The 24,890-nt window shown below is 72.4% G+C and carries 22 protein-coding genes; 4 read left to right on the forward strand and 18 right to left on the reverse strand.

What is annotated here, in order from left to right; translation table 11 throughout:
• From ABZ794_RS24280 to ABZ794_RS24295, 4 genes are all read right to left on the reverse strand, one after another.
• A partial coding sequence (locus ABZ794_RS24280; protein ID WP_357517712.1) for a hypothetical protein occupies positions 1–554 on the reverse strand: 554 nt, incomplete at its 3' end.
• 828 nt (positions 555–1,382) lie between these two features.
• Positions 1,383–2,012, reverse strand: a complete 630-nt coding sequence (locus ABZ794_RS24285) for a hypothetical protein (protein WP_210783762.1) — start codon at positions 2,010–2,012, stop codon at positions 1,383–1,385.
• A gap of 13 nt (positions 2,013–2,025) precedes the next feature.
• Positions 2,026–3,804, reverse strand: coding sequence for a DUF4012 domain-containing protein (locus ABZ794_RS24290; RefSeq protein ID WP_238688910.1), 1,779 nt, complete (start codon positions 3,802–3,804; stop codon positions 2,026–2,028).
• A 103-nt stretch (positions 3,805–3,907) separates the two neighbouring features.
• Positions 3,908–5,155 carry a glycosyltransferase family 4 protein gene (locus ABZ794_RS24295; protein WP_238688909.1) on the reverse strand — a complete coding sequence of 416 codons (1,248 nt, stop codon included), beginning with the start codon at positions 5,153–5,155 and terminating at the stop codon, positions 3,908–3,910.
• A 168-nt stretch (positions 5,156–5,323) separates the two neighbouring features.
• Between ABZ794_RS24295 and ABZ794_RS24300 the strand changes: the two genes are divergently transcribed.
• Positions 5,324–5,878, forward strand: coding sequence for a low molecular weight phosphatase family protein (locus tag ABZ794_RS24300; RefSeq protein ID WP_357517716.1), 555 nt, complete (start codon positions 5,324–5,326; stop codon positions 5,876–5,878).
• Here the strand turns inward: ABZ794_RS24300 and ABZ794_RS24305 are convergent.
• On the reverse strand, positions 5,859–7,322 hold the full coding sequence (locus ABZ794_RS24305; protein ID WP_210787564.1) for a polysaccharide biosynthesis tyrosine autokinase: 1,464 nt from the start codon (positions 7,320–7,322) through the stop codon (positions 5,859–5,861). The two genes, ABZ794_RS24300 and ABZ794_RS24305, sit on opposite strands and share 20 nt — an antisense overlap.
• 327 nt (positions 7,323–7,649) lie before the next feature.
• Between ABZ794_RS24305 and nhaA the strand changes: the two genes are divergently transcribed.
• Positions 7,650–9,020 carry a Na+/H+ antiporter NhaA gene (nhaA, locus tag ABZ794_RS24310; protein WP_238688908.1) on the forward strand — a complete coding sequence of 457 codons (1,371 nt, stop codon included), beginning with the start codon at positions 7,650–7,652 and terminating at the stop codon, positions 9,018–9,020.
• A gap of 103 nt (positions 9,021–9,123) precedes the next feature.
• Here the strand turns inward: nhaA and ABZ794_RS24315 are convergent, their stop codons facing one another.
• The 10 genes from ABZ794_RS24315 to ABZ794_RS24360 form a co-directional block, all read right to left on the reverse strand.
• Positions 9,124–9,321, reverse strand: a complete 198-nt coding sequence (locus ABZ794_RS24315) for a hypothetical protein (protein ID WP_210786264.1) — start codon at positions 9,319–9,321, stop codon at positions 9,124–9,126.
• 4 nt (positions 9,322–9,325) lie between these two features.
• Positions 9,326–9,649 (reverse strand): hypothetical protein, encoded by a 324-nt coding sequence (locus tag ABZ794_RS24320; RefSeq protein WP_210786265.1) that lies wholly within the window; start codon positions 9,647–9,649, stop codon positions 9,326–9,328.
• On the reverse strand, positions 9,646–10,008 hold the full coding sequence (locus tag ABZ794_RS24325; protein WP_238685702.1) for a DUF1622 domain-containing protein: 363 nt from the start codon (positions 10,006–10,008) through the stop codon (positions 9,646–9,648). The genes ABZ794_RS24320 and ABZ794_RS24325 overlap by 4 nt, the downstream gene beginning before the upstream one ends.
• A 39-nt stretch (positions 10,009–10,047) precedes the next feature.
• Positions 10,048–10,635, reverse strand: a complete 588-nt coding sequence (locus ABZ794_RS24330) for a TMEM165/GDT1 family protein (RefSeq protein WP_145785637.1) — start codon at positions 10,633–10,635, stop codon at positions 10,048–10,050.
• A 217-nt stretch (positions 10,636–10,852) separates the two neighbouring features.
• Positions 10,853–11,818, reverse strand: coding sequence for an L-histidine N(alpha)-methyltransferase (egtD, locus tag ABZ794_RS24335; protein WP_238688907.1), 966 nt, complete (start codon positions 11,816–11,818; stop codon positions 10,853–10,855).
• A 21-nt stretch (positions 11,819–11,839) separates the two neighbouring features.
• The gene (egtC, locus tag ABZ794_RS24340) at positions 11,840–12,616 is read right to left on the reverse strand and encodes an ergothioneine biosynthesis protein EgtC (protein WP_238688906.1); all 777 of its coding nucleotides are present in this window, start codon (positions 12,614–12,616) and stop codon (positions 11,840–11,842) included.
• 43 nt (positions 12,617–12,659) lie between these two features.
• Entirely contained in the window at positions 12,660–13,997 is a 1,338-nt protein-coding gene (egtB, locus tag ABZ794_RS24345; protein WP_357517793.1) for an ergothioneine biosynthesis protein EgtB, read from the reverse strand.
• Between the two features lie 80 nt (positions 13,998–14,077).
• Complete coding sequence (gene egtA, locus ABZ794_RS24350; RefSeq protein WP_238688905.1) at positions 14,078–15,313, reverse strand: ergothioneine biosynthesis glutamate--cysteine ligase EgtA; 1,236 nt, start codon at positions 15,311–15,313, stop codon at positions 14,078–14,080.
• A gap of 158 nt (positions 15,314–15,471) precedes the next feature.
• The gene (locus tag ABZ794_RS24355; RefSeq protein WP_210786269.1) at positions 15,472–16,296 is read right to left on the reverse strand and encodes a hypothetical protein; all 825 of its coding nucleotides are present in this window, start codon (positions 16,294–16,296) and stop codon (positions 15,472–15,474) included.
• A 16-nt stretch (positions 16,297–16,312) separates the two neighbouring features.
• On the reverse strand, positions 16,313–16,945 hold the full coding sequence (locus ABZ794_RS24360) for an RNA polymerase sigma factor (RefSeq protein ID WP_210786270.1): 633 nt from the start codon (positions 16,943–16,945) through the stop codon (positions 16,313–16,315).
• 538 nt (positions 16,946–17,483) lie between these two features.
• Here ABZ794_RS24360 and ABZ794_RS24365 point away from each other — a divergent pair.
• Positions 17,484–18,845 carry a serine/threonine-protein kinase gene (locus tag ABZ794_RS24365; RefSeq protein WP_210786271.1) on the forward strand — a complete coding sequence of 454 codons (1,362 nt, stop codon included), beginning with the start codon at positions 17,484–17,486 and terminating at the stop codon, positions 18,843–18,845.
• 126 nt (positions 18,846–18,971) lie between these two features.
• The gene (locus tag ABZ794_RS24370; RefSeq protein ID WP_357517722.1) at positions 18,972–20,234 is read left to right on the forward strand and encodes a nucleotide sugar dehydrogenase; all 1,263 of its coding nucleotides are present in this window, start codon (positions 18,972–18,974) and stop codon (positions 20,232–20,234) included.
• A gap of 107 nt (positions 20,235–20,341) precedes the next feature.
• Here the strand turns inward: ABZ794_RS24370 and ABZ794_RS24375 are convergent, their stop codons facing one another.
• The 3 genes from ABZ794_RS24375 to ABZ794_RS24385 form a co-directional block, all read right to left on the reverse strand.
• Positions 20,342–22,816: an ABC transporter permease gene (locus ABZ794_RS24375; protein ID WP_357517724.1), complete on the reverse strand. Its 2,475-nt coding sequence runs from the start codon at positions 22,814–22,816 to the stop codon at positions 20,342–20,344.
• Positions 22,817–22,963: 147 nt separating this feature from the next.
• The gene (locus tag ABZ794_RS24380; protein ID WP_091397823.1) at positions 22,964–23,629 is read right to left on the reverse strand and encodes a response regulator transcription factor; all 666 of its coding nucleotides are present in this window, start codon (positions 23,627–23,629) and stop codon (positions 22,964–22,966) included.
• Positions 23,626–24,846, reverse strand: coding sequence for a histidine kinase (locus ABZ794_RS24385; RefSeq protein ID WP_238688901.1), 1,221 nt, complete (start codon positions 24,844–24,846; stop codon positions 23,626–23,628). The genes ABZ794_RS24380 and ABZ794_RS24385 overlap by 4 nt, the downstream gene beginning before the upstream one ends.
• Between the last annotated feature and the right edge of the window lie 44 nt (positions 24,847–24,890).

Here is a 24,890-nt window from a genome sequence, read left to right on the forward strand (position 1 = left end):
GCGGCCTGCTGCTCCCACTGGGCGTAGGCGTCCGGGTAGGCCGACACCTGCACCGTCTGCGCGGCGTCGGTCAGCGGCATGTCCTGCCACCCGTCGACCTGCTTCAGACCCTTCAAGAACGCGGTCGTCGAGTACTCGGGGTCGGTGATCTGCTCCGGAGTACCCCAACCCGAACTCGGGCGCTGCTGGAACAGGCCCAGCGAGTCATGGTCGTTCCGGTCACCCAGGTGACCCAGGTTCTCCAGCTTCGACTCCTGCAAGCTCGTCGCGATCGAGATGACCGCGGCCCGCTCTGGCAGACCGGCCTTCTTCGTGGCCGCGATGATCGCCTTCACATTCGCCGTCTGCTCATCGTTCAGGGGGATCCGGGACTGCTCGCCCTGCGTGCCGTGCGGGATCAGCTTGCTGATGTCGGGCTTGTCGGCCTGCACCGCAACCGCCACGGGCTTGGCGTCGACCGGGTTGGCCACGTGGGCGACCGGGCCGGCGAACACACCACCGGCGAACGCGAGACCAGCAACAGACAGCACGCTCTTACGCATGATCGTGTTCATGGGGGTAGCTCCTTCGGGGGTAGAACACCCGCACCGCCAAAGGGGGGACGGCGGCAAGGGTGTGAGCACCTCGTCCGGCGCTGCGATAAGTCTTGGGGGGTGACGCCTGGTCGGGCGTCTAGGTCGGCGACCTGGCGAGCGGGGCTCGTGGCGCCGGGTCCATCTGTAACGACCGGAGGGCCGGGGTCATTCCGGGTCGGCCCATCCATCAGCACCCTCGTCGAGGCGGTGCCCGGTGGTCGTTCGTGGGGACTGTAACGACCCGGTGGAGGCTGGCATTCCAACCTGCGCGACCAGCCGTCAGGGGTCCGGCGGCGGGTCGGTGGTGCTGCGATCGTCAGGGTGTGTAACGACCCCGGCCCGGCCATGATTCCGGCCCACGAGTGCGCCCGACCACACCCCACAAACACCCACCAACGGGCAAACCACCCATCCGGCGCCGGGCCCACGGCGTCGAACCGGCCGTCGCCCGCTTGATCCACTCGGCTTCCCAGAATTCGGGGCATTCCGGACAACCGGGCACCCCGACTTCACGAAACCCGAGTCCATCACGAATGAAGCGACCTGCGCAAAGGCGGTAAGGCGGACATCGTGCCCATCGGAACATGGCGGGCGCACAGACCGGGCGGCGCCCGCACGGTGATGGCAGTGACGGCCATTCGCGGATGTGACCCACCCCGCCTGGGAAGAGACTGTCGCCGGCGAAAGGTTCGGGCCGGGCTGAGGCTCGACGCGGCGGCACTGGACGTCTGAACAGGCTGGCGCCCGTCGGAGTGTTCCGACGGGCGCCAGCTTGAGTGCTAACCGGGCGCAGCCCGGTGGTGTGGATTAGTGCGCCGCACCACCGAAGCGCTGGCGGCGACGCCAGGCCAGGGTCAGCAGCAGCATCACCGCTCCGGCGCCGACCAGGCCGCCACCGAGCTTCATGGGCGTGCCGAGGCTGTCACCCGTGACGGGCAGCGGCTGCTTCTTGTGCAGCACCCGCAGCTCGGTGGTGGCGGTACGGCCGGACTCCCGGCCCGTGGCGGTGAAGGTCAGCAGACCCGTCACCGACGGCTTGTAGCTCTTGGTGAAGCGACCCTGACCGTCGGTGTACGCCGTGAAGTGCAGAGGCGCGCTCGCCTGGTAGGCCACCGGGGCCATGGCCACGGTGCTGCCGTCGCTGCGGCGAGCCGGAGCCGCACCGCCGGCCGGAGCGGCCTGCGGAGTGACAGTCACGGTGATGTCGACGGTCTCGTTCGGGCCGAAGTTGGTGCCGGTCAGCACCACCGTCTCGCCCAGGAAGATCGTCGGGCGGTTGACGGTCAGCGACGCGGCGGTCGGCGGGTACGGCGGCGGTTGCGGCGGGTCGGTGGTGGCGCTGGGCGTCGGCTGCGGCTGTGCCGCCCCCGCTGCCGTCGGCACGGCCACCACGGCCAGGCCGACCGTGAGCGCCATGATGATGCGGGATAGCCGCATGATTGGTTCCCTCCTACTGATCACAGCTTGGTGCGGAATGAACTTGGGTGGTCCAGGGGCTGGCGGTGGGGGTCAGCCACAGCTCGGCCTGCCCGACGCCGGTCTTGGCCGTCAGCACGGTGACCTCCAGCGCTCTCTCGGCGCCGGGGCCGACGTCGACGCTGGCCGTGGCTACCTGGCGGCGGCGTTCGGTGCCGCTGCCAAGCGCCGTCTCGGCCCCGTCCAGTCGGGCCTCCAGCACCGCTCCACCAGCCGGACTGAAGATCGACACCAACGTTCGGGCGGTGTACGGATCGCCAGCCAGGCCGAGGCCGAGCACGGATTTGCTAAGTCCGGACTTCGGCGCCGTTGAGCGCAGGGTCACCCGCAGCCGGAGCTCACGGCGACCGTCCGATCGGCATTCGCCGACCGTCAGGTTCGCCGTCGGCCGCAGGTAGTAGCCGAGCTTCGCGCCGCTGCCGTCGTTGAGGAACACGCCGACGGTCGGCACGGTGTCCTGTTCCGGAAGCGTCCCGGCCATCCGGCTTTCGCCGAATGTCCGCTGTTCCTCAGGTCGGGCACTCCAGAACAATATCCGGCGTTCAGTGATAGCACGGTCAAATGCGGACAACAACACCCGTGGGTTGACATTCTTCTTGAAGAAGGCGTCGAACACCGCCGACGCCGACGCCGCGAAGAACTCGTCCTGCTGTTTGACGTCGAGGCGCTGGTAGCTGTCGTTCAGCAGGGTCTGTACGACCTTCTCGCTGGCGAGCGGGACGCCGCCGGGCACCAGCACCGGGCCGGTCGCCTTGAGCAGGTAGGACAGCACCACCGGATCGACGGCGAGCACGCCGTCGACAGTGGTGCCGGTCTTGCGCCGGAACATCTCGCGGTACAGCGTGGCGGCGGTCGGGAAGTGCGGGGACAGGTTGACGTCGGCGGGGTAGATGCCGGGCAGGTCCGTCCAGAGGGCCCTGGTCTCGGCGGGCACCTTCAACGCCGGGGTGAACTGACCGAGCGAGGACGTGCTGCCCTGCTTGCCCATCTTGACCTTGCCGTTCTCCGCCTCGATCATCGCGTACGCGCCGAACATGCCGCCGGTGGCGCGCAACTCGGCGAGGTTCTGCGAGACGAGCAGGTAGCGGCGTGGGCCGTTCGCGCCGAGCAGCGGCGGGAGGAGGCGGGCACCCTGGTCGGCAGCCGTGGTGAGGCTGGCCAACCGGTCGATCTCGTCGCGCAGATCGCTCAGCGCCTGCCGGATCTGGCTGACCAGGCTGTCGGCTGGCACCGCCGCCAGGTTCTGGCGGGTACGTTGCACCGACTCGTGCACCCCGGTCAGCTCCGTGGAGACGGCGGCGAGCCGGGCGAGGTCCACCCCGCCGCCGGTCGGCACCAGGCTGGCCAGGTCCGTCCGGAGCAGGGTCGGGAACGCGTGCCGGGCCAGTTCGTCAATGGCGACGGCGATCTGCGCGACGGCGTCGAGGTCGTCGCCGGCGATCGGCGTACGCCGTCCGAGCTGCCAACCCGGGTCGGCCGTTGCCGAGCGGGCCGCGCCGGCCTGCTCCTGGAGGGCGGCGAGCGTCCGCAGGGCGCGGTCGGTGTCCCCACCGACGATCTGGGCGCTCAACTCTCGGGCCAGGCCAGCGGCGTTGAGCAGGTGAGTGCGCGCCTGCCAGCCGCGGAAGCCGATCCACCCGGCCGTCGCCAGTAGCAGCGAGCCCACCACCAGGGCGCCAAGGAGGGCCCGTCGCAGTCGGGCCCGCCGACGACGCCGGGACCGGCTCCGCCGCCGGATCGGACGTTCGCTCACCGTCACACCTAACTCCCATTCGCGGAACCGGACAGAAGGTCGATTCCCTGACGTTCTTAGCACGCCTGAGGGAAGTTCGTACCGTTATTGCATTTCTCGCCCTTTAGGCGAGCTTTCTTCGTGGTGCCGTAGCGGGCTCAGTGACCCGTCCGGCCGCCTCGTGCAACAGCCGTTCGATCTGGTCCACGCCGGCCGGCAGCGACATCTCGCGCAGGTACGCGGCCCGCCCCCGGCGACCCATCTCGGTGCGGGTCGGCGGCGCAATGGTGGCTGCCAACCAGAACCTGTCGGCCAATACCGCCCAGTCCTCGGGCGGGCAGGACAACCCAGCCCGAACCCGTTCGACAAGCTCGGCCGTGTCCCCACCCGCTGACGCGATCACCGGCGCGGCGCAGGAGAGCGCGGCCTGGAGTTTGCCGGGTACCGTGCCGCGCAGCTCCGGAAGGTCGCGCAACATGACCAGCTGGTAGTCGGCGGCGGCGTACAGCTCGGGCATGTCGACCGGTGACCGCCGCTCCAGGAAACGGACGTTCTCCGCGCCCAACTCGGCGGCGAGCCCCCGCACCCGCCGCTCCGCCGCGCCCGAACCGACCAGGACCAGATCCATCGTCCGGTCCAGTGCCGCGGCCGCACGGACCGCTGTCTCCAGTCCCTGCCGCGCCCCGATGGTCCCGGCGTGCATCACCACGCACCGACCGTCGCGACGGACCAACTGGCGGGCCGCCGCGCCGGGTGTCGCCGGGTAGAAGATCCGCTCGTCGGTCCAGTTCAGCACCAGCCGGACCCGGGCCGGGTCGGCGCCGGCGGCGACCACCAGGTCCCGCATCGACGGCGCCGCGACCGCGATTCGCGCCGCGGTCCGGTAGATCCGGGTCATCGTGCTGCCCATCCGCGCCGCCCAGCGCCCCTCGCCCCCCTCGTCCGCGCCGTCGCTGGTCCAGACGTCCTGCACGTGCAGTACCGCCGGCACCCGCCCGAGCAACCGGAGCACCGCGGCGGCGGCGAACGTCGTGGCGGGCAGTTGAAAGACGTAGAGCGCGTCCACGTCGCCCAGGAACCGGCGTGCAACGAGCCCCGCGCTGCCGGCGAAGGAGAGGTAACTGGCCATCCGGCCACCGACGGACGCGGCAGCCCCGGGGTACCGGGGCACCCGTCGAACACTCAGCCGTTGGCTGTGCGTCTCGTGGTGCCACCGCTGTCGCCAGCCGGGATAGACGTGGCCACCGGGGTAGTCCGGAAAGCCGGTGAGGACCCGTACCTCGTGCCCACGCGCGGCCAACTCCTCGGCGAGGCTCCCCGGGATGAACGCCGGCTCGGGCGGAAAGTGGTACGACAGGATGCCGATCTTCACCGGTGCGCCCCCGCCCCACAGGGATCGCCGGCGACCGGCGCGGCACCACGACCGGCCGGCGTGCGGCGCGCGTACGATGCCGACAACCCCTCCCCGCGCGGCCACCGGCGTCGACGCACCGCCCTCGCGGTGCGCGCTGCGGTGTCCGTACCGATGAGAGGGGCACCGATGGCTGATCGCGTGTTGTTCGTCTGCCACGCCAACCTGTGCCGGTCACCGATGGCCGAGTACCTGGCCCGCCGGCTGCTGGCCGACCGACCCGTCGAGGTGGCCAGCGCCGGCACCGACGCGATCGACGGGCTGGCCATGCACCCGTACGCCCTGGAGGTCGCGACCGAGAGTGGCACCGACCCGGCGGCGTTCCGGACCCGGGGGTTGCGCCCCGAGTATCTGGTCGACGCGACGCTCGTGCTGACCGCGACCCGACGCCAACGCTCGGTCTGCACCGCGTTGGCGCCGGGCGCGCTGCACCGGACGTTCACGTTGCGCCAGTTCGGCCGGCTGGCCGCGGCGGCCGAGCCGCCCACCGACTCGGCCGACGACCCGCTGCGGGCGGCGATCGCCGCCGCCGCCCAGGCCCGGGGACGGCTGCAACCCGCCGCCCCGGACGAGGACGACCTTCGGGACCCGATCGGCGGTACCGCGGCCGACTTCAGACGCTGCGCCGAGGAGATCGAACGGTCGCTGCGACCCCTCGCCGCACTCATCGGGGCAGCCGGGTGAGTTCCTGGGTGTGGTCGGGGACCCCGTTGACCCCGTCGGCGGTCGCGCTGTGCCGGCCGGACGCGGCCCGGTCGGCCGGCACCGACGTCTCGGCCGTCGAGGCCACCACCCGGTAGGCCTCGTACTGGTACGCCTCGGCCTTGGCCACCTTCGCCATGTTCAGCACACAGCCGAGCAGCCGGACCGAAACCGAGTGCAGTGACCGGGCCGCCGCGGCGACCTGGGTCCGCGAGGTACGGCCCTGCTGGGTCACCAACAGCGCGCCGTCGGCCTGCACGGCCACCACCACGCCGTCGGTCACCGCCAGCAGCGGCGCGGTGTCGATGATCACGATGTCCGCCGACTCGCGCAGCGCCAGCAACAGGTCCGACATGGCCTTGGAGCCGAGCAGCTCGCTCGGGTTCGGCGGGGCTGACCCGCTGGGCAGCACCAGCAGGGACTTGTCGCCCCAGCGCTGCACGACGTCGCCCACCTTCACGTCGCCCACCAGCACGTCGGTGAGGCCGACGCCGGCGTCCAGGCCCAGGTAGTCGTCGACCTTCGGGCGGCGCAGATCGGCGTCGACAAGCAGCACCCGCCAGCCCGCCTCGGCCAACGCGATGGCCAGGTTGCAGGAGAGGGTGGTCTTGCCCTCGCCCTGAAGGGCACTGGTCACCGCGATGACCCGGGCCGGCTCGTGGACGTCCACGAAGCGCAGGTTGGTCCGCAACTTGCGGACCGCCTCGGCGCGCGCCGAGGTCGCGGCGTCGCCCACGATGAGCGGAGCGCTGCGGGCGTTGGCCTCGAACGGAATCTCACCGAGCAGCGGGCTGCCGGTGGCGCGTTGCAGGCCGGCGGCGTCGCGCAGTCGGACGTCGGCGACGCCGCGCAGGATCGCCAGACCGATGCCGAGGATCAGGCCGATCAGGCCACCGAGGGTGAGGTTGCGAACCGGCTGCGGCGAGACGGGGTCGGCGCTGACCCGCGGGCCACTGACCACCTCGATCTTGATGGGCGCCTTGCCCTCCGGCGTCGTCTCCACCTTCTGTACGAGCTCGACGAACTTGTTGGCGAGGGTCTCCGTCACGCGCAAAGCGCGGGTCTGGTCGGTGTCGGTGACCGATGCCCGCAGCAGAACGGTGCCGGTCTCGGTGGAGGTGCTCACCCGACGCTGCACCTCGTCGGCGGTGAGGCCGACCGGAGTCTCGGCCACCACGCTCTGCGCCAGCCGGTCGCTGCTGAGCAGGTCGGCGTACGACTTGACGCGCTGCTGGAGGAAGAGCCCGCCCTGGTAGGCGTCGGTGACGCCGGTGTTGGGGGTGGTGACGAAGAAGGTCACCGAGGCGACGTACCGGGGTTGGGCCCGTACGGTCAGGAACGCCGAGACGCCGAGAGCCACCATGACCGTGACCAGCGCGACCCACCAGTGCCGACGCACGTGGCGCAATTGGCGGAGCAGGTCCATCAGGAGCGCCCCCGTGCCGGTCCGGTTACGGCAAATAACTTCACGAAAACCCCCAAGGTCGTCTCTAAACTCGTGAAACCATTAAAGCGGCTCATGCGGCTTATGTCCGGAGTTACCTATATTCCGGCGGCGAGATGTGCGCCCGCATGACCAACCCGACAAACGTCCATTCGGCAGCGGCGACAACCGGGAAAAAAGTCGAAGGCCGATCGGACGGCGTCCGATCGGCCCAGCGGTCGCCGCCGACCGCACCTCCGGATAGGGTCGACAGCGGTGTGCCGGGAAGTCTGGTCGGCGAGTGGATTCCTGCCGTCCCGACTCCTGTAGGTGAGCCCGAAGTTGACCTCCCCCACCCCGCCAGCCGACCCGCGTCCGCCGAAGATCCGGCTGTTCTCCCGATCGTCCTGGCCGGAGGCCCGGCACCTGGCCGACGTGCTGCGCACCGAGACCGTCGGTGGCGCGCTACTGCTGTCAGGCGCCGTGATCGCGCTGGTCTGGGCCAACTCCCCGTGGTCCGACTCGTACACCCGCCTCGGCGACGTGGTGCCCTGGCCCGGCGCGCCCTGGCACCTCGACCTGGACCTGGCCACCTGGGCGGCGGACGGCCTGCTGGCCATCTTCTTCTTCGTGGTGGGCCTGGAGCTCAAACGGGAGTTCGTCGCCGGTGACCTCCGCGACCCGCGCCGAGCCGCCCTACCGATGGCGGCCGCGCTCGGCGGGATGGTGCTGCCGGCGCTGATCTACGTGGCGGTGGTGCTGAGCGGGGGCGGGGAGGGCCTGCGCGGGTGGGCCATTCCGACCGCCACCGACATCGCATTCGCGCTCGCCGTACTCGCTGTGGTCAGCTCACATCTGCCCCAGGGGCTACGCGCATTCCTGCTCACCCTCGCGGTGGTCGACGACCTGTTCGCGATCACCATCATCGCGATCTTCTACACCGCCGACTTTCATCCCGTTCCGCTGCTCGCCGCGTTCGCGCCGATCGGGCTCTTCGCGGTGCTGGTGCAGCGGGGGCGCACCTGGTGGTGGGCGCTGATCCCCCTCGCGATCGCCGCCTGGACACTGATGCACGCCTCGGGCGTGCACGCCACTGTCGCCGGTGTCCTGCTCGGCTTCACGGTCCCGGTGCTCGCCCGCCGACGGGCGGACGGCGGCCAGCCGGCCAGCGCCAGCGCAGAGGCGGGCGAGGGTGGGCTCGCCGCCCGCCTGGAACACCGCTGGCGGCCCGTGTCGGCCGGCTTCGCGGTGCCGATCTTCGCCCTTTTCGCCGCCGGGGTCACCCTACGCGGCACCGACCTGGGCGCCCTGCTGAGCGACCCGATCGTGATCGCCATCGTCGCCGCCCTGGTGTTCGGCAAGAGCATCGGCATCTTCGGCTCGACGTACCTGCTGGCCCGGTTCACCCGCGCCGAACTGGACGAGGACATCACCTGGGTCGACCTGCTCGGGATCGCCCTGCTGGCCGGCGTCGGCTTCACCGTCTCGCTGCTCATCGGCGACCTGGCGTTCGGGGCGGGCAGCACTGCCGACGACCGGGTCAAGGCTGCCGTGCTGCTCGGCTCGGTGATCTCCGCCGGGTTGGCCGCCGCCGTGCTCAGACGCCGCAACGCGGCCTACCGGAGGGTGGCGCAGCGGGAGCGGCTGGACGCCGACGGGGACGGCGTACCCGACGTCTACCAACACCCCGACGCACGCTGAACAACGCGGACGCGCCACGGCTGACGCGAAGCGCCGAGGGGCGGCGCGGCGAGCGCGGGTCACCGTCGTGCCGCGCCGCCGCACCAACGGCGCGGGCTTGCGCTCAGTGGCGACGGTCGGCGGGCGGCAGGTCCTCGGTCTCCTCGACCAGCGCCTCGGCCGCCGGCCCGGTGAGGTCGTCGCCCGGCACCGCCACCGCCTCGACGCGATCCTGCTCATCGGCCTTACCGCCGGGCGGCGGCTCCGGGGCGGTGGCACCGCCGGCGTAGCCGTACTCGTTCGGTTCGTCGTGCCGGCTCATGTGGTCATCCTCCCGCTTTTCCCGTTTCACCTGTCGAGGCCAACGGTAGGTGGTGATCGTCCGCGGCGCAGCGCGCCGGGGATTGTCGGCCGGACCATGGGGGTGGGCCGCTGAGCGCCGCCCCGAGCAGCTGACGCAGGGCGATGATCGCCACCGCGCCGGCCAGGCCGTTCCAACCCGGCTCGCCGGCAAGCCGGAGCAGGCCGGCCGCGGTGAGCAGGTCCAGCAGTACCCGGACGCCGCTGCGCAGCGCCCCGGTGGTGAGCGTGGTGAGCACTCCGGCGACCAGCGCCACGGCGGTGACCACCGTGACCAGGGTGCCCGTCACGATTGACGCTCCCCCTCGGCCACCTGACGCTGCTCCTGACGGATCTCGCGGCCCAGGAAGTAGTTCAACGCCGTTCGGATCGTCGCGATCGCGGCCAGTTGGCCGATCTGCGTGAACGACGGGGACACCGCCGTGCGCAGCACGTCGGCCGCCAGCTGGAATTCCAGGCCGAGGGTCAGAAAGCGGCCCAGCGAGAGCCGGATCGGCGTGAAGCGGGCGGCGCTGCGGTGTCGCAGCCCTTCGACAACGAACCGCACCGCCGCCCACACCGCGCCCACGAAGATCACCAGCGCGCCGGCCACCTCCACCACGGCAACCAGCACCTGGTCGCCCTGGCGCAACAACTCGGCCGGCTCCACCCCGGGCCGTTACCCGCCCTCCGGGCAGCTAGTCGGCGCTCAGGTCAGCTCATTCACCGCTTCCAGGATCAGCCAGAGACCGGAGATGGCGAAGAGGATCGCGGCGCCGTACTTGATGGTCTTCTCCGGCAGCCGCCGGCCGAGCATCCGGCCGACCAGGATTGCCAGCGCGTCCGCGGCCACCATGCCGATGGTGGAGCCGAGCCAGGTGCCGAACCAGCCGTACTTGGTGGCGAGCGTGATCGTGGCGAGCATCGTCTTGTCGCCCAGCTCGGCGAGGAAGAACGCCACCGACACCGCCACCAGCGCGGTCTTGTTGGTCTTCTCCGCCTTGCGCTTCTCCTCCTCGGTGAGCTTGTCCCCGCGTAACGTCCAGGCGCCGAACCCGAGGAACGCCACGCCGGCAACCAGGGAGATCCACTCAGTCGGCAGCACCGCCCCGAGACCCGCGCCGATGGCGACCGACGCCAGGTGCACCACCGCGGTGGCGACCGTGATGCCGATCAGCACCGGAATCGGTTTGAACCGCGTGGCGAAGGTCAGCGCCATCAGCTGGGACTTGTCCCCCAGCTCGGCGACGAAGATGACGCCGAAGCTGACGACCAGCGCGGCGAAAAATCCCTCCATGACGTCCTTCCCGTTCACGCCGGGAGGAGGTACAGGGGCGCCCTCGACCCGGCTGCAACAGCCTGAGTCGAAGGTCTCGCCCGCCCCGGGAAAACCGGGGCCGCGTGGCCGGATGCGGAACGCACCAGTATGTCGACCACGACATTGGGGGCTACTCCCCTTCGCGTGATCAGCCTATCGGATCACCGCCCGGCCCGGCCGAGCCGGGTGGACAGGCTCACCGCGCCCGCGCCAGCGTGACGCCGAAGAGCGCGTCCGGGTCGGTCCAGAACTCCGCGGTGGCGAAGCCGGCGCTGGCCAGTTCCGCGGCGATCCCCTCCCGGTGGAACTTCGCCGAGACCTCGGTACGCAGCTCCTCCCCCGCCGCGAAATCGACTGTCAGCCCCAGCACCCGCACGCTCATCGGCCGGGTCGCCCGCAACCGCATCTCGATCCACTCGTGGTCCGGATCCCACACGGCGACGTGCTCGAACGCCGCCGGGTCGAAATCGGCGCCCAACTCCCGATTGATCACGTGCAGCACGTTGCGGTTGAACTCGGCGGTGACCCCGGCGGCGTCGTCGTACGCCGGCACGATCACCGACGGGTCCTTCACCAGGTCCGTGCCGAGCAACAACCAGTCGCCGACCTCCAGCGCGGCGCGCATCGCCGTCAGGAAGTCGGCCCGCTCGGCGGGCAACAGGTTGCCGATGGTGCCGCCGAGGAACACCACGAGCCGCCGACCGCCGGTGGGCAGCCGGTCCAGTTGGCGGGTGAAGTCCCCCACGATGCCCCGCACCCGCAGGCGGGGATAGTCGGCCGCGATCTGGGCGGTGGACCCGCGCAGCGCACTGACCGACACGTCGAGGGGGACGAACGTGCCCAGCCCACCGCGGCGGGTGAAGGCGTCCAGCAACAGCCGGGTCTTCTCCGACGAACCGGAGCCCAACTCGATGAGCGTCTTGGCCCCGGTCAGCGTCGCGATGTCGGGCGCGTGCGCGGCCAGCACGGCCCGCTCGGCCCGGGTCGGGTAGTACTCGGGCAGTCGGGTGATCTCCTCGAAGAGTTCGCTGCCCCGCGCGTCGTAGAACCACTTCGGCGGCAGCCACTTCCGCCCGGCGCTCAGCCCGGCCCGGACGTCGTCGCGCAGGCCACGCTCCAGGTCACCCTCTTCGAGGTAGACCTCCAGGGGTTCCGCGGTCATCGGTTCGCTCCTTTCGTTCGATCAGCCTGTGCGTGCCTGCCCGGCGCGGCTCACCGGGGCCGGCAGTGGGCGTACCCGCGCCTCACCCGCGGTGGCGACGACGAGGTGCCCCTCCGGCACCGACCGCCACCCGGGATCGTCGTCGTGCGGCTCGGAGGCGAGCAGCACCGAACCCGGTGTCTCGCGGACCGACAACGCGTGCCCCGCCACGCTCGCCACCACCCGGTGCCCGTCGGTGAGCAGCAGGTTGAGCCGCGACCCGGGGGCGGCGGCGGCGACGTCGGTCACCGTCCGCCCGACCGCCTCGACCGGGTCGGCACCGGCGCGCAACCGATGCCGCACCAGCGCCCAGAGCAGCGCCGAGTCAGTGGTGGCGTCCAGAGTGAGCAGGTCACGCACCGGCAGACCGGCGGCGAGCGGCACCACGGCGTCCGGCCAGCCGCGGACCACACCGTTGTGGCTGAACAGCCACCGCCCCTCGGCGAAGGGCGCCGCCGCGCCGTCGAGCACCGCCATCCCGACCGTGGCCGAGCGCACCGCCGCCACCACCGCCGCGCTGCGGGTCACCGCCGCCAGTTGGGCGATGGTCGGGTCGCTCCAGATCGGCTGCGCCCGTCGGTAGCGCACCGGCTCACCCTCACCCGGGTACCAGCCGACACCGAACCCGTCGGCGTTGATCGTGCCGCCGCCGCGCATGTCACGGGGCGCCCAGGACTGCCGCACCAGCGAGTGCGGAGGGTCGAACAACAGCTCGGCCAGGGTGACCGGCGGCCCCAGGTAGGCCAGGTGGCGACACATCAGCGCCCCCGGCCCGCCGCCGGGCCGCCGGTCGTGCGGCGACTCACCGGTACGACTCGTCCGGTCGCGCGTCCCGGGCGCAGCGGAACCCGCTGAAGATCTGCCGGCGGATCGGATAGTCCCAGTTACGGAAGGTGCCCCGGCAGGCGGAGCGGTCGGTGCCGAACGAGCCACCGCGCAGCACCCGGTAGTCGCCGCCGAAGAAGACCTCCGAATATTCGCGATAGGGGAACGCGGCGAACCCCGGATGCCCGTCGAACGGGGTCGAGGTCCACTCCCAGACGTCCCCTATGAGCTGGTGCACACCCAACGGTGACGCGCCGGCCGGATACGCGCCCACCGGCGCCGGCCGCAGATGGCGCTGGTCGAGGTTGGCGTGCGCCTCGGTCGGGTCGTCGTCCCCCCAGGGGTAACGGCGCGACCGCCCGGTCGTCGGATCCCACCGGGCCGCCTTCTCCCACTCCGCCTCGGTCGGCAGCCGCTTGCCGGCCCACGCCGCGTACGCCTGCGCCTCGTACCAGCACACGTGCACCACCGGCTCGTCGGCGCGGACCCGCGCCCACTGACCGAAGCGCCGATACGACCAGTCGTCGCCGTCGGAACGCCAGTGCATCGGGGCGCTGAGCTGCTCCCGAACCCGATGCTCCCAGCCCGCCGCGCTCCACCAGCGCTGATCCGTGTAGCCGCCGTCGGCGATGAAGGCCGCGTACTGGCCGTTGGTCACCGGGGCGGCGTCGATGACGTACGCCGGGAGGTCGACCCGGTGCGCCGGACGTTCGTTGTCCAACGCCCACGGATCGGTGTCGGTGCCCATGGTGAACCCGCCGGCCGGCACCAGCACCTCCGCGCCGACCCGGACCGACGGCTCGGGCGGCGCCGGGGCGTGCAGCACCGCCGGCCCCGAGCGCAGCTGGTGGGTGGCGAGCATGGTCTCGTCGTGCTGCTGCTCGTGCTGCACGATCATGCCGAAGGCGAACCCGTCGGCGACCAGCGGCGGCTCGGTGAAGGTCACCGCGTCGAGCAGGTCGTGCACCTTGTCCCGAACGGTGGCCAGGTAGGCGCGCGCCTCCGCGGGCGGCAACAGGGGCAGCGCGGGGCGGTCTCGGCGCGGCTGCTTGAACGCGTCGTACAACTCGTCGATGTCACACCGGACCGGTTCCCGGCCCCCGACGTCCCGCACCAACCAGAGCTCCTCCTGGTTACCGACGTGGGCGAGGTCCCAGACCAACGGCGACATCAGCGGTGAGTGCTGGCGCGTCAGGTCGACGTCGTCGACCACCTCGGTCAGCAACGCGGTACGGGCGCGGGCCCGCGCCAACTCCACAGCGATGTGGTCGCGCAACTGCTCGCCGTCGACCCGGCCCGCCCGCGAGGTTCGCAGAACCGGCTCACTCCTCGCGCTCACTGAACCGCCTTCCGTTGGCGACTGCGAGGCTCGCAACCCCGGCTCACTCCTCGCGCTCACTGGTCTCTCCTCTCTGCGGCGGCGAGCCGCTGGCGTACCCCTCGCCGGATCTCGTCGTGAGTGCTGGCCGGCAGCTCCAGTCGGGGCATGCTGCTCAGGGCCAGGTCGAGCAGGGCCGCCGCGGCGGCGGCCAGCGCCGGGTCGGCCAGGCCGTGCCGAGCGGCGGGCGACCAGCGGTGCGCCACCGGCGTGGCGATGGTGTACGCCTCGCGCACGGTGCCCGGGTCACCGAACAGGGCGGTCAGCACCGCCAGTGGCAGCCGCCAGCCGCCACCCGGTTGGGCGTCCAGGTAGCGCAGCTCCAGGTAGCCGCGCGGGCGCACCGGCGGAAAGAGGGTGCTGACGTGGTAGTCGAGGTCATCGGTGGTCGGCGGTTGTGGCAGCGCGCCGTCGAGCCAGTCGGCGAAGGTCACTCCGGGCGGCGCGGCCCAGTCGGCGCTGCGCCGGCGCAGACAGAGCAGCGGCGCGGCGAGCACGTAGCTGATCCAGGTGTCGGTCGGATCGTCCCCAGCCCGGGAGGGCGACCAGACCGGGCGGGTCCGAGCCGGGTCGATGGCCAGCCAGGCGGCCATCCGGGCGGAGGCCCAACCGGTGCGCCGCCCGGCGTGTCGAGCGGCGGAGGCGAACACCGCGAGCAGTGGGGGCCCGACCGCGTGGGCGGCGGCCCAGCGGTCAGCGACCTGGTCCGGCTCACCGGCGTCGAGGCAGATCTGCAGGCCGGCGGTGCTGTACATCATCGTGCGGCCGGCCGGGCCGTGGCGGTCGAAGGCTCCGCGCATCGCGCGGTAACGGGGAGTTTCCACCACCGGGCGGGGCCGTCGGTGGGGGTCGATGCCGCTGCTGCCGAGGATCAGCCCGGCGGCGGCCAGCAGGTCGGTGACCTGGGCGATGTCGGCCTCGGTGGCGCGGATCAACGCGGCGACCGAGGGGCGGGGCGGGGTGGAGATCTCCAGCTGGCCACCCGGCTCCAGGGTGACCATGCCGCCGTGTCGCAGCGGCTCGGCTGGGCTGGTGGCATCCAGCGTGGCGGGGCTGTGCCGCCCCAGCGCCGCCCGCAGTCGCGTCGCGTCGACCGGTCGAGCGGGATCGGCGGCGTCGTGCACGGTCCATTCCAGTTCGACGCCGGTGTGGGTGGGTGGGCCGGTCTTGAAGCAGATCCGGGCGAGGTGTCGGACTGCGGCTGCGGACTCGCGCAGGATGGCGCTGCGGTCCAGGTCGGATGACGTCGCCAAGGGTCGGGCCCCCTCTCCGTTGTGCCGGGTCCGGCACACCGTGCCACCGTAAACCCACCCACCGACACCGTCGGGGGCGTGCACGGTGCCACCAACCTCTGTCTAACAGACGAATTTCCGAAGCAGGGCGGAACCAAACCGCTCCCACCGCCGACCGGTCAGCCGCCGGCCCGGTGGCCCGGTCCCGGCGGTGACGGCGGGGCGTTCCCGGATGGGGACGGCCTGCCGTTCGCCGACTCGGAGGGCGTGACCTTCGCCGGCTCGGACGGCTTCGTCTCGGGTACCAGCCGCTGGCAGTACGCCTCGACCTCGGCGGGGCCGCCGGCAGCGGTCACCAGCTTCTGGAAGGCCGGCGTGCGTAGCGCCTTCTCCCGCTGCTCGGGTGCCTTCGCCCGCCATGCGCGGCACAGTCCGTGCACCTCGCCGACGGTAGCGGGACTGGCCGGCGGCGTGGCGGTGACGGGCGGCGGCGCGCCCGGCGACGGGGCGCCGGTGCCCACCGACCGACCGGGCTCGCTCGATCGGGATGCGCCCTGGTGCGTCGAGGGTGACGGGCGCGACGGTGCCGGAGCGACCGGTTCTGGCCCCCGGTCCCGGGTGACCGCGGCGAAGGCGGCCCCCGCGGTGGCGGTGGCTGCCACCGCGCCGATCCAGGCCACCGCGCCGGTGGTCGTCCGGCGACGGCGTGGCCGCTGCGGCACAGCCGGTGCCGGGTTGGCCCGGGCGGCCCGGAACGCGGCCACCGCGGCGTCCTCCCCGGCCAACTCGCCTGGGCGGACGGGGCCGGCAGCCGCGGCGAGCAGCGCGGCGACCGGCTCGACCGGGGGCACGTTCGGGGCGCTCAGGTGCGCCTCAGGTGAGTCCGCGTCCAGTTCGGTGCGCGCGGCGGAGGGGTTCTGGTCCAGGGTGGCGTCCCCCCGGGCGGAGGCCGAGTCGAGCAGCCGCTCGCTGTCGGCGTGGTCGGCCCGCCGGAACGGGTTCATCGGGAGTCCCCTCACGTCAGCCGTCCGCCGGTTCGACGTGCGATGCCCGCAGGGCGGGGCCGCTGCCCGCACGCGGCGGTGGCACCCCCTCGACCCCGGCCGAGGACTCGGCCGGGGTCTGCCGCTCCAGCAGGACCGCGAGCCGGCGTAGGCCACGGTGAGCGGCGGTCCGCACGGCGCCGGCCCGGCGGCCCAGTACCCGGCCGGCGGATCCCGCGTCCAGCCCGATCACGGCCCGCAGCAGGACTGCTTCGGCCTCCCGGGGCGGGAGGGTGGCGATCAGCGCGAGGGCGGTCTCGGTACCGATCGTCTCGCTGGCTCGCTCGGCGGTGTCCGCGTCGCTGGCGAGCTCGACGAGCGCCTGCACCGGGACCGGGAGCGAGGGGCGGCGGCGCATCCGGCGCAGGTGGTCCATCGCGCGGTTACGGGCGATGGTGACCGCCCAGGCCCGGAACTCGCCCCCGGTGAAGCCGGGCAGGTCACGGGAGATCTGGAGCCAGGTCTCGGAAGCGACGTCCTCGGCGTCGGCGCCGACGAGCGCGGTCAGGTACCGCAGCAGCCCGGGCTGGAGGCTGCGGTAGAGGAAGCGGAACGCCTCCTCGTCCCCGGCCTGCGCGGCGGTCACCACCTCCGACAGGTCGGCGGTCATCCGCGGCCCACGCATCGTTCGGGGCGTGTCGGCCCGACCAACCGGGCTGGCGCACGCCACGCGGCACGAGTCGTCCGCCCGATCAGCACCAGCACCACACCGCCCTCCACCGCTCTGATTGTGCCCGCGACAACGATTGTCGGGGCGGCGTGTCCGGGGGCCAACGCCAGGGTGGTCGATCGGCGCGCTGCGCGCCGAGGTAGCCGGGAGGGCCCGAGCCGGGCTAACGCTAGGAGGGGGCTCGCGACGCGACAAGTCGGCGTCGTGTCACGGAAGAGTGACAATTATCAACCCGGCCCGACGGCGCGTCGCCGTAACGGCCGGTACGCAGCAGACGCCAACCGTGCCTGGAGGCGGATTCTGGCCACCGCCGACGACCCGAGCGACGGAAATAGTCGCTTTTTGTGACACCACACATCCGCAGCGTCACGAAGAGCGAGCGTCCACACAGGTCAGGCCGGATCAGCCAGTCTGAACCAGCCGCCCGGCGGCCCTGCCGCGGCGCGCCGCCCCGCGCCACTCTAGGTACGGTAATGCGGTGTTGTCATCGGAGGTCGTGCTCAGCGGTCGCTACCGCTTGGACGAACGTGTCGCCACGGGCGGCATGGGCGACGTTTGGCGTGCCTCCGACCTGATCCTCGGCCGGCAGGTCGCGGTCAAGGTTCTCCTGCCGGCGCTGGTCTCCGATCCCGATTTCATCGCCCGGTTCCGCGCCGAGGCCCGGATCATGGCGGCGCTGCGGCACCCCGGCATCGTGCAGGTCTTCGACTGCGGTGCGGACGACCTCCCCGACGGGGGGCGGGCGGACTACCTCGTCATGGAGTTCGTCGCCGGCGAGCCGTTGTCCAAGCGGATCGAGGCGGCCGGACGGCTCGACGTGGCCGAGACGATGTCGATCGTGGCCCAGGCGGCCGCGGCGCTCAACGCGGCGCACCGCGGCGGCATCGTGCATCGCGACGTCAAGCCCAGCAACCTGCTGGTGCAGGAGGACGGCACCGTCGTCCTGGTGGACTTCGGCGTGGCCCGCTCCACCGACATCACCAGCATCACCAGCACCAACGCGGTGCCCGGCACCGCCCTCTACATGGCTCCCGAGCAGGCCGCCGGTCGGCCGGTCAGCGGTGCCACCGACATCTACGCCCTGGGCGCTGTCACCTACTGCTGTCTGACCGGCAGTCCGCCGTTCACCGGTGACAATCCGCTCCAGGTCGCCGTGCGGCACCTGGACGACGAGCCGCCGGAGCTGTCGCACGACATTCCGGAGGCGGTCCGCGCCCTGGTGTCGCGGGCCCTGGCCAAGGATCCGCTGGAGCGGTTCACCAGCGGAGCGGCGATGGCCGAGGCCGCTCGGACGGCGGTCACCGGCGGCGAGCCGCCGACGGCGATGGCCGGGCCGGTCGCGCTGCGCGACGCTGGGCCGGGCACCCGCACGGACGTGCCGGCCGGCGCGGCGGTGGCGGACGGGCGCCAGCGACGGCGGGGTCCGCTCGTCGGCGCGGCGGCGGCGATGCTGGTCGCGCTGGTCGGGCTCGGCGCGGCGCTGGCCGCGACGCGCAACATCGAGGACCCGGCGGTCAATCTGCCGGCCACCTCGCCGACGGCCGCGCCGAGCGGTCCCGTCGACCTGCCCGCGGCGAACGAGCAGATCACCAGCGTCGAGCCGGGCCGGCCGGACCGGCCGCACGTCCCCGGCAACTCCCCGTCGGCCTCGCTCTCCGTCACGCCGAGTGTGCAGCCGAGTCAGACCGCCAACTCGCCGACGCCGACGGCGGGCGTCACCACGGCGCCGCCTACCAGCGCGGCACCCACGACGGCCGCGCCGCCGACGACCAGCGCGCCTCCTGATCCACCCGCCACCTCCAGCCCGCCGCTCGAGCCGGAGGTGCCGGCGGACGGTTGAGCCGACCGCTGTCGCCGATCCTCCTCCAGTCTCACCAGCACCGATATCCCCAAAACGGACTTACGACGCCGAAGACGCCTCTAGGCTCTCAGCAGGCTATTTACACCATCTGCTGCGGGAGCCTGGGTGAGCGCTGAAAAGCTGGTCGTGATCGGTCAGGGGTACGTCGGACTGCCGCTGGCCATGCGGGCCGTCGAGGCGGGGCTGGACGTGGTCGGTCTCGACGTCGACGCCGACCGGGTGAAGCGTCTCGCCTCCGGCGAGTCGTTCGTCGAGGACATTCCGGCCGACCGGCTGGGCCGCGCGTTGGGCAGCGGCCGCTACCACCCCAGCACTGAGTACACCGATGCTGACGGGTTCGACATCTGCGTCATCACGGTGCCGACCCCGCTGCGCGACGGGACCCCGGACCTGAGCTTCGTCGAGCAGGCCGGCATCGGTATCGGCCCGTACGTACGCCCGGGCTGCACGGTGATCCTGGAATCGACCACCTACCCGGGCACCACCGAGGAACTGCTGCGTCCTCTGTTGGAGTCGGCCAGCGGCCTGACCAGCCCCGGTGACTTCCACCTCGGCTACAGCCCCGAGCGGATCGACCCGGGCAACCCGACCTGGCGCCTGGAGAACACCCCTAAGGTGGTCTCCGGTGTGGACCCGGCGGCGCTGGCCCGGGTGGACGGGTTCTACCAGCGCCTCGTGGAACGCACCGTGCCGGTGGACTCCACCCGCGTCGCCGAGCTGACCAAGCTGATCGAGAACACCTTCCGCCAGGTCAACATCGCGCTGATCAACGAGCTGACCATGCTCTCGCACCACCTCGACATCGACGTCTGGCAGGCGATCGACGCCGCCTCGACCAAACCGTTCGGCTTCATGCCGTTCCGGCCCGGCCCCGGCGTCGGCGGGCACTGCCTGCCGATCGACCCGTGCTACCTGTCCTGGCAGGTCAAGCGCCGCCTCGGTCGGCAGTTCCGGTTCATCGAGCTGGCCAACGACGTCAACCACGAGATGCCCGAACACGTCGCGCAGCGGATCATGGGAGGGCTGAACCGGGACGGTCGGGCTGTCAGCGGCGCCCGACTGCTGCTGCTCGGTCTGGCGTACAAGAAGAACACCGGCGACATGCGCGACTCCCCCGCCGTGGACGTGGCCCGTCGGTTGCAGGCCCTCGGCGCCGAGGTGCACGCCGTCGAGCCGTACGCCGAGGCGCACCAGATCCCCGCCGGGATCACAGTGGTCGGGCTCAGCGAGCGTGAGGTGCGCGCGGCCGACGCGGTGGTGGTGGTCACCGACCATGACACCTTCGACTACGACCTCGTGGTCAGGCACGCCCGCTACGTCTTCGACACCCGCAACCGGTGCGTCGGCCCGATGGTCGAGCGCCTGTAGACCCGGCACCGCTGGCCGGTCCCGCCGCCGGGGAAGCCGGCGGGACCGGCCAGCGGATGTCCGTCCGGTCGGCGGGGTCGGACCCGGCCGGTCCGGCCGCGACCGGGTCACTGGTCGGCGAGCGCCTCGACGACCGGGCGGGACAGCGCCCGGCGGGCCGGCAGCACCGAGGCGAGCAGTGCGGCGAGCACCGCGACACCGAGGATCAGCCCGAGCTGGCCGAGCGGCAGCACCACGTGGAAGTCGCCGCCGAGGCGGTCCAGCAGGGCCATCGTGGACGCGCTGACTCCGGTGCCGAGCCCGACCCCGAGCACCGCGCCGACCAGCGCCATCAGCACCGCCTCGACGGCCAGCACCGCGCGCATCCGCCCTCGGGTGAGCCCGACCGCCCGCAGCACGGCGTTCTCCCTGGTCCGTTCGACCACCGACAGGCTCAGGGTGTTCGCCACGCCGACCAGGGCGATCACCACGGCCAGACCGAGCAGCGCGGTGACGAAGGCGAGCAGCATGTCCACAGTTCCGGTGAGCATCTTCTTGTAGGCGCCCTGGTCCATCAGGTTCACCGTCGGGTAGCGGCCCAGCACCGCGGTGATCGCGTCGCGGGCCCGCTCGGGGCTCACCCCGGCGGCGGGGTCGATCTCGGCCAGGTAGCCGCGCCGGGCGGGGAAGAGCGCGGCGAAGTCCTGGTCGGACACGTCGATGACGTGACCTGCGGGCACCTCACCGCCGGGGGTGTCGTCGGTCACCACGGCGGCCACCCGGAACGCCTTCCCCCTGACGGTCACCGGGGAGCCGACCTGCCAGCCACGGGCCCGCGCCAACTCGCTGTGCACCAGCACCTGCCCCGGCCCGACCCGCTCGGCGTCCCCGGCCAGCACTCCGCTCAGCGTCCGGCCGACCAGCGCCGGGTGGGCCGCGCGGATCTCGACGTCGTCGACGACGGTGCTGCGCTGCTCGTGCACCACACCCAGTTCGGGACGGGAGGCGAGCTCACCGACGAGCGCGGCCGGCAGGTCCTGACCGATTCCGCTGACCACGAAGTCCGTTCCGATCTGGGCGTCCACGCTGCGTTCGATGCCGTCCTTGGTGCTGCGCGCGCCGACCATAAACGCCGAGACCAGTCCGATACCGATCACCAGCGCGGTGGCCGTCGCGGCGACCCGCCGTGGATTGCGCACCGTGTTGTTGACCGCCAGCTCACCGATGGTGCCGAGCACCCGTCGAACCGGCCAGCCGAACACCCGGGCCAGCGCGGGGACGAGCACCGGCCCGAACAGCACGATCCCGAAGAAGGTGAGCACCCCACCGACCGCCACCAGTAAAAGCTGAGCGGCGCTGGCGGCACCGGCCAGCGCGGCCACACCGACGGCGAGGACCACCGCGCCGATGCTCAGCCGAACCCGACCAGCACCCCGGCCGGGCTGCACCGCGGCGTCGGTGAGCGCGGCCACCGGGGCGATCCGCGTGCCCCGCCAGGCCGGCAGCAGGGCGGCGCACACGGTGAGCCCGGTGCCCAGCAGCAGGCCGGTGAGCACTGTCGAACCGGTCACTGTCAGCCCACCGGTGACCGGCACGTCCAATCGGGACAGCAGCAGCCGCAACCCGGCGGCGAGGGCCACCCCGAGCAGCACCCCGAGCGCGGAGGCGACCAGACCCAGCACCGCCGACTCCAGCACTGTGGACCGGAAGACCTGTCCCCGGGTGGCGCCGATCAGGCGCAGCAGCGCGGTCCGTCGGGTGCGCTGGGCCAGCACGATCGCGAAGGTGTTGGCGATCACGAAGCCGGCCACCACGATCGCGACCCCTACGAAGATCAACAGCAGCATGCGGAACTGGTCCACGTTGCGGACCGCGTCCTCCACGGCCTCGTCGAGGATCTGCTGGCGACTCTTCACCGTGGCTTCGGCGCCGGACACGGCGCGTACCTTCTCGGTCAGCGCCGCGACGTCGGCGCCCGGTCGGGCCGCCACCATGATCCGGCCGTAACCCCGCTCGCCGGTGAGGGCCAGGGCGTCCGGCCCGACCAGGCCGACGAACGGACCGCCGACGTCGCGGGCGGTGCCGGCCACGTCGACGGTGCCCACCAGTGTGTACGGGCGCGCCGCCCCACCGGTGGCGCCGATCCGGACCGTGGCGCCGAGCCCGAAGCCCTGCTCGGCCGCCGTCGGCGCGTCGAGCACCACCTCCCCGGCCCGGTCGGGCAACCGGCCGGCCACCACGTCGTACGAGCGCAGCGCGTCCTCGGTGGGGATGGCGACGAGCATGGTGAAGCCGAGCACCGGCCGACCGTCGGCTCCGACGATCCCGGCGGTGTTGGTCAGCTCACCGGCGGCGGCGGCCACCCCGTCGACCGCCCGCACCCGGTCGATCAGTGCCGGGGGCAACACCTGGCGGCCGGCCGTGTAGACCCCCAGGTCGGTGTGGCGGTCGAAGGTGCCGGCCCGCTCGTAGGCCCCGGCCCGCATCCCGTCGACGAAGATCATCGTGCCGGCGACGAACGCGACGCCGAGCACGACGGCGAGCGCCGAGAGCAGCATGCGCAGCGCCTCGGCGCGCAGCGAACGCAGGGTCAGGCGGATCATGCGGGGCTCCCGGTGCAGGTGGCGGATCGGACCCCTCCGACGCTATGGCCGGAAACGGTCTGTCGATCTCCACCTGCGCGCTCGACCTGCGTGCGCCCCGGGTCGCGGTGCGTCCGCCGGTCGCTACGACCCAGGTCGTACGCGGTGTCATCCGCCGGGCGTGACCAGCCCGCTCTCGTACGCCAGGACCACTGCCTGGACCCGGTCGCGCAGCTGGAGTTTCGCCAGGATCCGCCCGACGTGGGTCTTCACCGTCGCCTCGGCCACGTGCACCCGGGCGGCGATCTCCGCGTTGGACAGCCCCTGGGCGACCAGCAGCAGCACCTCCCGTTCCCGTTCGGTGAGCTGCGCGAGTCGCGGGTCGGCGCTCGGGGCGGCGCCGAGCTGCCCCGCGAACCGGTCCAGCAGGCGCCGGGTGATCGACGGAGCCACCACCGAGTCGCCCTGGGCCACCACCCGGATCGCGGCCAGCAACTCCTCCGGCGGGACGTTCTTGAGCAGGAAGCCACTCGCCCCGGCCTGCAGCGCCGCGAACGCGTCCGCCTCGGTGTCGAAGGTGGTCAGCACCAGCACCCGAGGGCCACCCGCGGGCCGCTCGGCGCAGAGTCGACGGGTCGCCTCCACCCCGTCCATGGTGGGCATGCGGATGTCCATCACGACCACGTCGGCCTCGGTGCGGGCGAGCACCCGCAGGGCGTCGGCGCCGTCGATCGCCTCCCCGACGACCTCCAGGTCGGGCTGGGATTCCAGCACCATCCGGAACCCGGCGCGGACCAGCGCCTGGTCGTCCACGATCACTACCCGGACCGTCATGCCGCGATCACCTCCGTTGTCGGCTCTGACGGTAGTGGCAGCCGAACCTCGACCTGCCAGCCCCCGGCCAGCCGGGGGCCGGCGGTGAGGCTGCCGTCGTACACCGTCACCCGCTCCCGCATGCCGAGCAGGCCGTGACCGCCGGACGGCGCCGGGCTGACCAGCGGGCGGCCGCGACCGTCGTCGACCACCCGGACCACGACGGCCTCGGCGGTGTACGACAGGACGACCTCGACGCCGGCGCCGACGCCGGCGTGCTTGAGCGCGTTGGTCAACGCCTCCTGCACCACCCGGTAGACGGTCAGCTCCAGGCCCGGCGGCAGGCCCGGTGGCGCACCGGTGACGGTGCTGCGGACGTGCAGACCGGCGTCGTCGAACCGGGCCAGCAGGTCGGGTAGCTCGGCCAGCGCGAGGCGTCGGTGCTCGGGGTCGGCCGCCACCGCCAGCCCGTCGGCACCGTCCGCACCGGCCGGGCCGGCGTCGCGCAGAACGCCGACCAGGCGGCGCATCTCCTCCAGCGCCTGCCGGCCGGTGTCCGCGACCACCTTGACGGCGGTGCGAGCCTGGGCGGGGTCACGGTCGAGCATGAACCGGGCCCCGTCCGCCTGGACGATCATCACGGCCATGCTGTGGGCGACCACGTCGTGCAGCTCACGGGCGATCCGGGTGCGCTCCTCGGCGACCGCCGCCCGGGACTCGGCCTCCCGCTCGCGTTCCAGGGTGGTGGCCCGCTCCTCCAGGCTGAGCACGTAGAGCCGGCGGGTCCGCACGTTCAGCGCGACCAGCCACACCGCGCCGGTGACCAACGCGTACCACAGCGCGGTCACCCACCACTGGATGACGTTGGGAGTCTGTGCGGCGGCCAGCAGCACGCCGACGGCCGCGACCGCGCCGGCCAGTACGCCGTCGCGCAGCCGCCGGCCGTACTTCACCACGCTGTACAGCGCGATCAGGACGGCCACGTCGTAGATGAGCGGACCCCAGCGGGCGATCACCTGGATCAGGGCGAGCGCCGCGACCGCCACCGTCACCGCGCTCGGGTGGGTGCGGCGGAACAGCAGCGCCACCGCCATCCCCAGGCCGACCGCCGTGGCCGCCCAACCGCCCGGCTGGTTCACCGCCGCGGCCAGGGAGACGAGGACCACCAGCGCGGCGACGGCAACGTCGAAGGCGACGCCGCGCAGCGGGCGACCGAACACTGTGCGTCTCACGGTCACCCAGCGTACGTGCCGCGACGCTCGGCCCTCGCGCCCCGCGCCCG

The organism is Micromonospora sp. NPDC047187, assembly GCF_040643355.1.
GTDB classification, from domain to species: domain Bacteria; phylum Actinomycetota; class Actinomycetes; order Mycobacteriales; family Micromonosporaceae; genus Micromonospora; species Micromonospora salmantinae.